Source organism: Phytobacter massiliensis JC163 (genome assembly GCF_000321045.1).
Taxonomy (GTDB): domain Bacteria; phylum Pseudomonadota; class Gammaproteobacteria; order Enterobacterales; family Enterobacteriaceae; genus Phytobacter_A; species Phytobacter_A massiliensis.
In genome coordinates, this window is record NZ_HE578947.1 from 90,266 (window position 1) to 102,238 (window position 11,973).

Consider the following 11,973-nt stretch of genomic DNA (forward strand, 5'->3'; position numbering starts at 1 on the left):
GTGAACTATATCACATTTGTTCTTTTATTCGCCAGAGGGGAAAAGGGTAAAATCATGCCCTTTATGGCCGAACCAGCCCGGACGCCCGGCGGACGATACTTCAATTTTGCTTACGTCTTAATGGGCTCAACAGCAACGACGTGGTCACGGCGCTATGCCTTTCATCTGTGCGTTTTATGCTCACCAGCCATTAATTCGCTAACTTTTCACGCCGCCACCATCGAGATGAAAAAATAGGCAACGGGCCTCTTCTTTTTGTATCGTGCCGGAAGTTTGAGTTAATCAATTATTCTCTGTTGCGTTAACGTAAAGCACCTGTGGAAAGCTGGATAAATATTTTCCTTAATATAAACGCGACGCACACTTTCAGTTTGCCTTACGGACGGATAATATCGTCATAACCAAATATTAGGTTTTTAATGAAAAAAGTCAGTTGCTAATGTCTTGTGATTCATGCAACGTAATCACCTGTTTATCAAAGCATCCTGCCTTACATTACAGGCACACTAAATGCAGGGATATAGGCGGAAATGAATCGTAGCGTGCATCGCAAGGTGCTAAGGGTCGTCGGGATCGTCCTGGTAGTGCTGCTGCCGGTGATGCTGTCGCTATGGTTTGCTCACGTCCGTGCAGTAAAAGAAACCAGCACCCACCTTCGTTCATTTGCGCAACTGGCATTAGATAAAACAGAACGGGTAATTGGCCAGGTTGAAACCGTGCGTAGCGCGGCAGATAAATATCATGGACAGGTTTGTTCACCCGCGCACCGCGAGTATATGCTCAATATCATTCGCAGCAGTTTGTATGTGGCTGATTTAATCTATGCTCACGGCGACCATTTTCTCTGTTCCACTTCTTTTGCCCCAGCGCAATCGTATGCTATTTCGCCTGCGGAGTATAAACCTCATCCAGATATTGCGGTTTATTACTACCGGGATACGCCGTTCTACGCGGGGTATAAAATGGTCTATGTGCAGCGGGGAAATTATGTCGCGGTAGTCAATCCCCTCTCTTATAGCGAAGTCATGTCGGACGATGCCTCGCTGGAGTACGGGCTCTATGACACGGTGACCGGGCGCTTTTTTTCCGTCAGCCAACAGGCAGACCACCACGCGCTGGAAAAGCTTATTCAGAATAACGACCTTACTTTCCAGCAGGGTCAGCGCTTTTATACGGTAGCCCACTCCGGCAAGCGGCCCGTTGCCATTATTGTTTCCACTTCCAGCGACAACTATTTTCAGAATCTGTACCACCAGGCGGCGCTCACGCTGCCGCTGGGAATGATCAGCAGCATCATTATTCTTCTGCTATGGTCACGAACGCGGCGGGAGTTTAATTCTCCACGCCGTCTGCTACACCGCGCGCTCACTAAACACCAGTTAGAACTCCACTACCAGCCGATAATTGATATAAAAAATGGACAGTGCGTCGGTGCCGAGGCGTTATTACGCTGGCCTGGTTTTAATGGTCAGGTGATGAGCCCGGCAGAATTTATTCCCCTGGCGGAAAAAGAGGGAATGATTGAAAGAATTACCGATTATGTCGTTGATGAACTGTTTGAAGATTTAGGTGAGTTTCTTGCGGCGTGGCCCCAACTTTATATTTCGATCAATTTATCAGCAGCTGATTTCCATTCCTCACGGCTGATTGCGCTTATCACCAATAAAACCCGGCAGCATTCCGTTCGTGCTGAACAAATTAAAATCGAAGTTACTGAACGCGGCTTTATAGATGTGCCAAAAACCACGCCGGTTATTCAGGCGTTTCGCCAGGCGGGGTATGAAGTGGCGATTGATGATTTTGGCACCGGCTATTCTAACCTGCACAATCTTTACTCTCTGAATGTCGACATTCTTAAGATTGATAAATCATTTATCGACACCCTGACCACCAACAGCACCAGCCACCTTATCGCCGAACATATCATTGAAATGGCCCACAGCCTGCGTCTGAAAATCATTGCGGAAGGTGTGGAGACCGCAGAGCAGGTAACGTGGCTGCTCAAGCGCGGCGTACAGTATTGTCAGGGCTGGCACTTTGCGAAGGCGCTGCCGTCTCAGGATTTCAAAGCCTGGGTTTCGCAGCCGCCCGCGCTAAAGTAACCCTCCCGGCGACCGTCACGCATGATGACGATAGTCGCTGGGTGTCCGGTCAAACTCACGGCGAAACACCCGGGAAAAGGTCTGCTGCGATACATATCCCAGATCCATTGCAATATCAAAGATGGGACGCTGTGTAGTGCGCAGCGCTTCCGCCGCCAGCAATAAACGACGTTGACGAATGTACTCCCCGAGCGTCTGGTGCATCACGGTGCGGAACATCCGCTGCAGATACCACTTCGAATAACCTGACTTCCGGGCAACGGCATCAATATTCAACGGTTGGTCGATATGTTCATCAATCCATTCCGTCAGGGTGTGAATGATTTGCTGATGGGACATAGATCTGCCTTTTTCGATTCATTTTTTAACCTGCTGGCGAGTATAATTCCTCAAGTTAACTTGAGGTAAAGAGGTTTTATGGAAAAGAAAACGCCGCGTATAAAGACGCTGCTTACCCCCGGCGAGGTGGCGAAGCGTAGCGGGGTGGCGGTTTCCGCGCTGCATTTTTACGAGAGTAAAGGGCTGATAAAAAGCACCCGTAACGCGGGCAATCAGCGCCGTTACCGACGGGATGTGCTGCGTTATGTGGCGATTATCAAAATTGCTCAGCGTATCGGTATCCCGCTGGCGACCATTGGCGATGCCCTGGGCGTCCTGCCGGAGGGGCACACGCTGAGCCCGAAGGAGTGGAAGCAGCTCTCTTCCCAGTGGCGTGAAGAGTTAGATCGCCGTATCCATACCCTGGTGGCGCTACGGGACGAGCTGGATGGCTGCATCGGCTGCGGCTGTCTGTCGCGCAGCGATTGCCCGCTGCGTAACCCCGGCGACCGCCTCGGCGAGCAGGGAACCGGCGCACGGTTGCTGGAGGATGATTAGTCAAACCGCCGCCAAAAAAACTAAAAGCGCCCACCTGGGGCGCTTTAGTCGTCCGGTCTTTGTCTTTCTCTCTATCCCACTCGTATGGGAGGGTTTCCCCCGACATCAGCACCCCTTTGCATGTGGGAGGTTCCGGATTGTGCTGACACTTTTATTCTAGTCTTTGCTTAAAAAATAACCAAATTCAGGGCGCGTCTTTTTAATAAATTTTTCATCCAACCAGCAGGCTTTCCTATAGTTAATATGAATAAACTATCGGGAGTCGGCCATGCTCAAAGTACACCACCTCAACCAGTCGCGATCGCAGCGTGTGCTTTGGGCGCTGGAGGAATTAGAACAGCCTTATGACATTGTTCGCTATCAGCGGGAAAAAACCATGATGGCGCCGGAATCCCTGAAGAAAGTTCACCCGTTGGGTAAATCGCCGGTGCTGGAAGATAACGGGCTGGTCATCGCCGAGTCCGGGGCGATTCTCGAATACCTGCAGGAAACTTATGACCTGCACGGTCAATTCAAGCCGCAGGAGAAGGCGGCCCGCCAGCAGTACCGTTTCTGGCTGCACTATGCAGAAGGGTCATTAATGCCGCTTTTGCTGATGAAGCTGGTCTTTTCCAGCCTCGGCAAACCGCCTGTGCCGTTCGGCTTTCGTACCATTGGCAAGGCGCTGGGCGGCGGCATCCAAAAAGCCTGGCTCAACAAACAGCTCGCTACTCATGCGCGCTTTATGGAGGCAGAGCTGGCGGCGCGCCCGTGGTTTGCGGGGAACACGCTCACTATGGCCGATATCCAGATGAGTTTTCCGGTCTTTGCGCTGCTGGCCAGAGGCGGCATTGATCATCTTCCTCACCTGCAGGCCTGGAAAGCGCAGGTTGAAGCGCGCCCGGCATGGCAGCGTGCGGTGGAAAAAGGCGGCCCGTTCGAACTCCCCGGCAGCGAAAAATGATCGTGAAATGTTGCAAAGTTGCGCAGCGACGATAACGTTTGCGCACCTGTCGGTCATTTCTTCATCGTCATAAGTAAAATTTAGCGAAAAGCGGTAAAGTTCAGTTGAAAAGCGGCCTCCGATCGCTGGATAATCGTTTGCCTTTTTTTGACCATCCGTTTTGTATGCGCGGAGTTAAACGTTTGCTTTGGTGACACCCCTTCGTCACAACGCGGCTCAGGAAGACGACGTTTAACAGGCAGTGGACTGTCCGCCGCCCATACCAACGAACGATAAAAACTCTCAGGGGATGTTTTCTATGTCTACGCCATCTGCGCGTACCGGCGGTTCGCTTGACGCTTTATTTAAAATTTCTGCTCGCGGCAGTACTGTTCGTCAGGAAATCGTTGCGGGTTTAACCACTTTTCTGGCGATGGTCTACTCCGTCATCGTTGTGCCGGGCATGCTGGGCAAAGCGGGCTTCCCGCCAGCCGCTGTGTTTGTCGCCACCTGTCTGGTTGCGGGCGTCGGCTCTATTGCGATGGGGCTGTGGGCTAACCTGCCGCTGGCCATTGGCTGCGCTATTTCTTTGACCGCCTTTACCGCCTTCAGCCTGGTGCTGGGGCAGCAAATCAGCGTGCCGGTCGCGCTGGGCGCGGTGTTCCTGATGGGTGTGCTGTTTACGATTATTTCCGCCACCGGTATTCGTAGCTGGATCCTGCGCAACCTGCCGCAGGGCGTTGCGCACGGCACCGGCATTGGTATCGGCCTGTTTTTGCTGCTGATTGCCGCCAACGGCGTTGGTCTGGTGATTAAGAACCCGCTGGACGGCCTGCCGGTAGCGCTGGGCAACTTCGACAGCTTCCCGGTCATCATGTCGCTGATTGGCCTGGCGGTTATTATCGGTCTGGAAAAATTGAAAGTGCCGGGCGGTATCCTGCTGACCATTATCGGCATTTCGGTTGTTGGCCTCATTTTCGATCCGAACGTCCACTTTTCCGGCATTTTCGCTATGCCTTCACTGAGCGACGAGAGCGGTAAATCGCTGATCGGCAGCCTGGACATTATGGGCGCGCTCAATCCGCTTGTTCTGCCAAGCGTGCTGGCGCTGGTTATGACGGCGGTGTTTGATGCGACCGGTACCATCCGCGCGGTTGCCGGGCAGGCTAACCTGTTGGATAAAGACGGGCAGATTATCGACGGCGGCAAAGCGCTGACCACCGACTCCCTGAGCAGCGTCTTCTCTGGCCTGGTAGGGGCGGCTCCGGCGGCGGTTTACATCGAATCGGCGGCGGGCACGGCGGCAGGCGGTAAAACCGGCCTGACGGCGATTACCGTCGGCGTGCTGTTCCTGCTGATTCTGTTCCTCTCTCCGCTCTCTTACCTGGTTCCGGCCTACGCTACCGCACCGGCGCTGATGTATGTTGGCCTGCTGATGCTGAGCAACGTGGCGAAAATCGATTTTGCCGATTTCGTAGACGCCATGGCGGGGCTGATTACGGCGGTATTTATCGTGCTGACCTGTAACATCGTTACCGGCATTATGATCGGCTTCGCCTCGCTGGTCATTGGCCGCGTGGTGTCTGGTGAGTGGCGCAAGCTGAATATTGGCACCGTGGTGATTGCTGCCGCGCTGGTCGCCTTCTATGCGGGCGGCTGGGCTATCTGATCCAGGGTGAACGTTCTGAAAATGGGTGGCTGAGGCCGCCCGTTTTCATTTTTTAAGCACGTACCGTTGCCTTTGCGTTAAGCTGAATGTTCTATTATCAAGGAAAGACGCTATAAAACATCGCAAACAGGGAACGCATGGAAATCTTTTTTACCATTCTTATTATGACCCTCGTGGTCTCGTTATCAGGGGTGATTACCCGAGTATTACCCTTTCAGCTCCCCCTTCCTCTTATGCAGATTGCCATTGGCGCGCTGCTGGCATTTCCCACGTTCGGGCTGCATGTCGAATTCGACCCGGAGCTGTTTCTGGTACTGTTTATTCCGCCGCTGCTCTTCGCTGATGGCTGGAAAACGCCGACGCGTGAATTCCTTGAGCACGGACGGGAAATCTTCGGCCTGGCGCTGGCGCTGGTGGTGGTGACCGTCGTCGGTATCGGCTTTTTGATTTACTGGATCGTGCCGGGTATCCCGCTGGTGCCCGCGTTCGCGCTGGCCGCGGTGCTTTCGCCGACCGATGCGGTGGCGCTCTCCGGCATTGTGGGAGAAGGGCGCATCCCGAAAAAAATTATGGGCATCCTGCAGGGTGAGGCGCTGATGAACGACGCCTCCGGTCTGGTATCGCTGAAATTCGCCGTATCGGTGGCGATAGGCACGATGGTGTTTACCATCGGCGGCGCGACGATGGAGTTCCTTAAAGTCGCAATCGGCGGCATCCTGGCCGGTTTCGTGGTGAGCTGGCTGTATGGCCGGTCGCTGCGTTTTCTGAGCCGCTGGGGCGGTGACGAGCCGGCAACACAAATCGTGCTGCTGTTTCTGCTGCCGTTCGCTTCCTATCTGATTGCCGAACATATTGGCTTTTCCGGTATCCTGGCGGCGGTCGCGGCGGGGATGACCATCACCCGTTCCGGCGTTATGCGCCGGGCGCCGCTGGCGATGCGCCTTCGCGCCAACAGCACCTGGGCGATGCTGGAGTTTGTCTTTAACGGCATGGTCTTCCTGCTGTTGGGGCTGCAACTTCCAGGTATTCTGGAGTCCTCGCTGGCGGCGGCGGAGGCCGATCCCAACGTCGATACCTGGATGCTGTTCACCGATATCGTGCTGATTTATGGCGCGCTGATGCTGGTGCGTTTCGGCTGGCTGTGGACGATGAAAAAATTCAGCCGTCGCTTTTTGCGCAAGAAACCGATGGAGTTTGGCTCCTGGAGCACGCGAGAGCTGCTGATCGCCTCTTTCGCCGGCGTGCGCGGGGCGATTACCCTCGCGGGTGTGCTCTCTATCCCGCTGTTCCTGCCCGACGGTACGGGCTTCCCGGCCCGCTATGAGCTGGTGTTCCTGGCGGCGGGCGTTATCCTCTTCTCACTGTTTGTCGGCGTTATCACTCTGCCAATGCTGCTGCAGAAAATCGAAGTGCGTGACCACGCTCAGCAGCAAAAAGAGGAGCGTATAGCCCGTGCGGTGGCGGCCGATGTGGCGATTGTCGCCATCCAGAAAATGGAGGAGCGGCTGGCGGCGGATACTGAAGAGAACATCGATAACCAGCTGCTGACGGAGGTGAGCTCCAGGGTAATTGGTAACCTGCGCCGTCGCGCTGACGGGCGCAACAATGCTGAAAGTTCGCTGCAGGAAGAGAACCTTGAACGCCGCTTCCGCCTGGCCGCCCTGCGTTCAGAGCGTGCAGAGCTGTACCACCTGCGCGCCACCCGGGAGATCAGTAACGAGACGCTGCAGAAGATGCTGCACGACCTCGATCTGCTGGAAGCGCTGCTGCTGGAGCATAAGTAACCCGCAGCCCCTTTGGAGAGAAAGGGTAGCCCGGATAAGGCGTAGCCGCATCCGGGAATCCCGGGTGCGCATGCGCTTACCCGGGCTACGGGTTTCGTAGCCGCATCCGGGAAATCACTCCAGCCAGAACCCCTCGCAGCATGTAAGCCACGCCTGCGCGCCGCGGGACAGATACACCCCTTCACGCCAAATCATCCCCAGGTGCCAGCGTAAATCGCTCTCCAGCGGCACCCAGCGCAGCGTCTGTTTATCCAGCCGCTGGCAAATCGGCTCGGGTAGAATGGCAATCCCTACGCCTGCCTGCACCATGGCGGCCAGAAAATCCCACTGCCCGCTGCGTACGGCGATGCGCGGCTTCACGCCATGCTGGCTAAAAAGCTGAGTCAGCTGGCGGCTTAAGGCGAAATCTTCGTTATAAATCAGCAGTGACTGGCTCGCCAACTGCTGCGGAGTGATTGACTCTACCGTGAGCCAATCGCCCGAGCGCGGCACCAGGACGCATAGCGAATGGCTGAACAGCGGCAGCGTCGTCAGGCCGCTCTCTTCTTCAATGGGCAGGGCGGTCATCGCCATATCCAGTTCGCCGTTTATTACCGCCTGTTGCGCAGTAAGTCCGCCAAATTCCGCAATCTTCAACTCCACCCCAGGGTAGCGCTGGCGAAACAGGCTGACCGGGCCGGCCATCATCATTCCCACCATCGGCGGGATACCGAGCCGCAAAAGCCCTTTGTTGAGGTGGTTGATATCCTCCAGCTCCGCTTCCAGCTGGCGAAATTCGTCGAGAATAGCCAGGCCGCGTTCGAACACCACCCGCCCGGTATCGGTGAGCAATAACCGGCGGCCATCACGGATAAGCAGGGTGCAGTTAAGCTCATCCTCAAGGTTTTTAAGCATCTTGCTAATAGTGGGCTGCGTGACGAATAGCCGCTCCGCTGCGCGGGTGAAGCTTTGCTGGCGCACCACTTCCACAAAATAACGCAGCGTTTTGATATCCATGACGATTCCTTCAAACAATGCCTGCGATGAGTTTACTGCATTTCAATGCGCAGCGGCGGCTTTGTGGTTGGTTTTGCGAAGCAGCGCGAATGCCGCTTGCCAGAGGAGAAAACGCCGATAGAATCAATGTCTAATGGACTGTTTTATTTATAATTATCGTGAATGGATTCGTGATGCGTACTTTTTTTATGGATATGTTTGTCGGCTGGAGAGCGGGCACGCTGGGGCGGGTGCGGCTGGGTATTTACGTCGTTATTTTGCTGGCGTTGTCGGTTTCGGGTATCTATGTTTTCCTGAATAATTTGTACAGCCTTCCCGCGTTCTTCTTCTTCGTATTGACCACCGTGCTCAATTATTACTGCGGCCTGCTGGTCATGATTAAACGTTATCGGGAGCTGACCAGCTATCCGGTGATATTTTCCCTGGCGCACTGGGGGCTCTCAGTTGCGTATTCATACACCCTCTCGCCAGCGCTCGGCGCGCTTAGCCTGGTGCTGCTTTTGATACTGCTGGTCGCGCCCGGACGTCATTCGCCTGCCGGGGCGGATGAACAGGGTGAAATAGCTTAATATTTTACGTCAGTGGGTCACTAAGTCAGGATACAAAGCGTGAAATATTTAGTCCTTCTTATTCTCCTGTGCAGCCGGATGGTGTTTGCCTGGTGCCCCGATGAGGGGCAGGTTATTACTTTGCAGGGTGCACTAGCGGAGCACACTTACCCCGGCCCACCCAATTATGAGAGCATCGAAAACGGCGACGAGGCGGTGACCAATGAGTTCATTCAGCTGGATGAACCCCTTGAATGTGATCTGACGCAAGAGAATGAAAGCGTGGCGGAAGTGCAGCTCGTTTTTGTGGGTAAATCACAGGCTTCTGCCGCTCAACTTTCCCCGAACCAGAAACACATGATTGTGGCTACGGGCAAGACAATGTACGCCCATGCAGGACGCCATTATACCCCTGTTCTGCTGCTGGTGGATGAAGTTAAACCCGTCGCCATGGCGTTAACGCCCGAGTTGAAGAAAAGCATGCTGGCACAGTTCCAACAGTTCCAGCAGGCGCTGCGTAGCAATGATGTCGCCGCGGTAAAGTCCTGGTTTCTTTTCCCACTCAATGGCGACACGTACGGCTTTGAGCCTGATACGGAATCTCAACCGTACAGCAAGCTGACCGCAGAGGCCTTTGATCGCTATGGCCACCAGATCATCGCCAACCTGCGTCTGCTCAGTGAAGTGGAGGTCAACCCGGATACGCTGGAAATTAAAGAGCGGCGGATAAACGCATTATCGGCAAAAGAACAGCAGCGGCGTTATTTTCCTGGCGATGAGGATGGCACGTTTTTTTATGAAGAAAACGGTCAGCGCCATGCCGTGGTGGGCACCTGCGATGAGGTGGCCAGCGGTGAGTTTAATGAAGAGACGCTGACCGTTTATCAGGGGACTTCTGCCAACAACACGTTACCGGGCCTGTCCGAAATGTGTGATGGCGCTTCGCTGTTCAACTTTAAGCTGATAGAGGGAAAATTGCGTCTGGTGAGTTCTTTCACCGTCGGCTGAATAGCGCGAGAAAGATATCTCCCCGGCCAGAATGGCCGGGGAGAAGAGCTTAGTGCGCGCGGCCTTCTTCAATACCCAGACCGGTCTGCGAGCGGATAAACTGCGCGCGGAACAGCTCGCGCTCGCGGTTGCCTTCCGCTGAGTTATCGGTAGCGGAGAAAACCCAAATCCCGATAAAGGCCACGGCGATAGAGAACAGCGCCGGGTATTCATACGGGAACACCGGGGCGGCGTGGCCGAGGATCTGAACCCAGATAGTCGGGCCGAGGATCATCAGCACCACGGCGGTCAGCAGGCCCAGCCAGCCGCCAATCATTGCGCCGCGGGTAGTCAGCTTCGACCAGTACATCGACAGCAGAATAATGGGGAAGTTACAGCTGGCGGCAATGGAGAAGGCCAGCCCCACCATAAAGGCGATGTTCTGGTTTTCAAACAGGATACCCAGCAGGATAGCCACCACCCCCAGCACCAGCACGGTGATTTTCGATACTCTCAGCTCATCGCGCTCGGTCGCGCCTTTGCGGAAGACGTTAGCGTAGAGGTCATGAGAGACCGCCGACGCGCCCGCCAGCGTCAGGCCCGCCACCACCGCCAGAATGGTGGCGAAGGCGACAGCAGAGATAAAGCCAAGGAACAGGTTGCCGCCCACCGCATCCGCCAGGTGTACCGCCGCCATGTTGTTGCCGCCAATAAGCGCGCCCGCCGCGTCTTTAAACGCCGGGTTCGCGCCTACCAGCATGATGGCGCCAAAACCGATAATAAAGGTCAGGATGTAGAAGTAGCCCATAAAACCGGTGGCGTAGAAGACGCTTTTACGCGCTTCGCGGGCATCGCTGACCGTGAAGAAGCGCATCAGGATATGCGGCAGCCCTGCCGTACCGAACATCAACCCAAGCCCCAGCGAGAGGGCGGAGATCGGATCTTTCACCAGCCCGCCCGGGCTCATAATGGCGTTGCCTTTCGGGTGTACCGCCATCGCTTCGGTGAACAGGTTGTTGAAGCTAAACCCGACGTGCTTCATCACCATAAAGGCCATAAAGCTGGCGCCGAACAGCAGCAGCACGGCTTTGATAATCTGTACCCACGTGGTGGCGAGCATCCCGCCGAACAGGACGTAGAGCACCATCAGCACGCCCACCAGCACCACCGCAATATGGTAGTTCAGGCCGAACAGCAACTCGATGAGTTTACCCGCGCCCACCATCTGGGCAATCAGGTAGAGCGCCACCACCACCAGCGAACCGCAGGCGGAGAGGATACGAATCGGCCCCTGTTTCAGGCGGTACGAGGCGACGTCGGCGAAAGTAAAACGGCCAAGGTTACGCAGACGTTCAGCAATCAGGAACAGAATGATTGGCCAGCCGACGAGGAAGCCGAGCGAATAGATCAGCCCGTCATAGCCGGAGGTATAGACCAGCGCCGAAATCCCTAAGAAGGAGGCCGCCGACATAAAGTCACCGGCAATCGCCAGCCCGTTCTGGAAGCCGGTAATATTGCCGCCCGCGGTGTAATAGTCACTGCGGGAGCGCACGCGTTTCGACGCCCAGTAAGTGATATAGAGCGTCAGGGCGACGAAAATCAGGAACATAATAATCGCCTGCCAGTTGGTCGGCTGGCGTTCTACCGCGCCGGTAATGGCGTCAGCGGCATTCGCGGCGATGGGCAGGGTGGCGGCAAGCGCCGTCAGGACTCGCTTCATGATGCTTTCACCTCGTGCAGAACCGCGTTGTTGAGACGATCGAACTCGCCGTTTGCCCGCCAGACGTAGACGCCGGTCAGCACAAACGAAATCACAATCACGCCAATACCAATAGGAATGCCGCGCGTCACGCTGGTGCCCGCATGGAGCGGGGTGCCAAGCCAGCCGGGGGCGAAGGCGATAAGCAAAATAAAGCCGACGTAGATAATCAGCATGATGATGGATAACACAAAGGCAAACCGTTGCCGTTTTTCAACTAACTCCCTGTAGTGCGCACTATTTTCTATCTGCTGACAAAGTTGGTCATTCATCACAGCAGTCTCCAGAGGTAAGGTAGGGTTATTTTTTATTCCCTCTCCCTGCTGGGAG

Annotated in this window: 11 protein-coding genes; 7 read left to right on the forward strand and 4 right to left on the reverse strand. The window is 55.1% G+C overall.

Annotation, left to right across the window (positions count from 1 at the left end; genetic code table 11):
- Positions 1-530: 530 nt before the first annotated feature.
- Positions 531-2,102, forward strand: a complete 1,572-nt coding sequence (locus tag ENTHG_RS14560) for an EAL domain-containing protein (protein ID WP_044181047.1) — start codon at positions 531-533, stop codon at positions 2,100-2,102.
- A gap of 15 nt (positions 2,103-2,117) precedes the next feature.
- Here the strand turns inward: ENTHG_RS14560 and soxS are convergent, their stop codons facing one another.
- The gene (gene soxS / locus ENTHG_RS14565; RefSeq protein WP_044181050.1) at positions 2,118-2,441 is read right to left on the reverse strand and encodes a superoxide response transcriptional regulator SoxS; all 324 of its coding nucleotides are present in this window, start codon (positions 2,439-2,441) and stop codon (positions 2,118-2,120) included.
- A 78-nt stretch (positions 2,442-2,519) separates the two neighbouring features.
- Here soxS and soxR point away from each other — a divergent pair, with 78 nt between their 5' ends.
- The 4 genes from soxR (at position 2,520) to ENTHG_RS14585 (ending at position 7,353) form a co-directional block, all read left to right on the forward strand.
- Complete coding sequence (soxR, locus tag ENTHG_RS14570) at positions 2,520-2,978, forward strand: redox-sensitive transcriptional activator SoxR (protein ID WP_044181053.1); 459 nt, start codon at positions 2,520-2,522, stop codon at positions 2,976-2,978.
- Between the two features lie 268 nt (positions 2,979-3,246).
- On the forward strand, positions 3,247-3,921 hold the full coding sequence (locus ENTHG_RS14575; RefSeq protein WP_044181056.1) for a glutathione S-transferase family protein: 675 nt from the start codon (positions 3,247-3,249) through the stop codon (positions 3,919-3,921).
- Positions 3,922-4,219: 298 nt separating this feature from the next.
- Positions 4,220-5,569, forward strand: a complete 1,350-nt coding sequence (gene ghxP, locus ENTHG_RS14580) for a guanine/hypoxanthine transporter GhxP (RefSeq protein ID WP_044181058.1) — start codon at positions 4,220-4,222, stop codon at positions 5,567-5,569.
- 137 nt (positions 5,570-5,706) lie between these two features.
- Entirely contained in the window at positions 5,707-7,353 is a 1,647-nt protein-coding gene (locus ENTHG_RS14585; protein ID WP_044181061.1) for a Na+/H+ antiporter, read from the forward strand.
- Positions 7,354-7,467: 114 nt separating this feature from the next.
- On the opposite strand, the gene ENTHG_RS14590 is transcribed toward ENTHG_RS14585, so the two are convergent.
- Complete coding sequence (locus tag ENTHG_RS14590; RefSeq protein WP_044181063.1) at positions 7,468-8,349, reverse strand: LysR family transcriptional regulator; 882 nt, start codon at positions 8,347-8,349, stop codon at positions 7,468-7,470.
- A 173-nt stretch (positions 8,350-8,522) separates the two neighbouring features.
- Here ENTHG_RS14590 and ENTHG_RS14595 point away from each other — a divergent pair, with 173 nt between their 5' ends.
- Both ENTHG_RS14595 and ENTHG_RS23755 read left to right on the forward strand, forming a co-directional pair.
- A complete protein-coding gene (locus ENTHG_RS14595; RefSeq protein WP_044181066.1) occupies positions 8,523-8,918 on the forward strand; it encodes a hypothetical protein in 396 nt (131 codons plus the stop codon).
- Positions 8,919-8,957: 39 nt separating this feature from the next.
- Complete coding sequence (locus ENTHG_RS23755) at positions 8,958-9,905, forward strand: DUF4431 domain-containing protein (protein ID WP_052332717.1); 948 nt, start codon at positions 8,958-8,960, stop codon at positions 9,903-9,905.
- A 49-nt stretch (positions 9,906-9,954) separates the two neighbouring features.
- On the opposite strand, the gene actP is transcribed toward ENTHG_RS23755, so the two are convergent.
- Positions 9,955-11,604 carry a cation/acetate symporter ActP gene (gene actP, locus ENTHG_RS14605; RefSeq protein ID WP_044181070.1) on the reverse strand — a complete coding sequence of 550 codons (1,650 nt, stop codon included), beginning with the start codon at positions 11,602-11,604 and terminating at the stop codon, positions 9,955-9,957.
- A complete protein-coding gene (locus ENTHG_RS14610; RefSeq protein ID WP_044181074.1) occupies positions 11,601-11,915 on the reverse strand; it encodes a DUF485 domain-containing protein in 315 nt (104 codons plus the stop codon). Before ENTHG_RS14610 ends, actP begins: the two co-directional genes overlap by 4 nt.
- Positions 11,916-11,973: the final 58 nt, after the last annotated feature.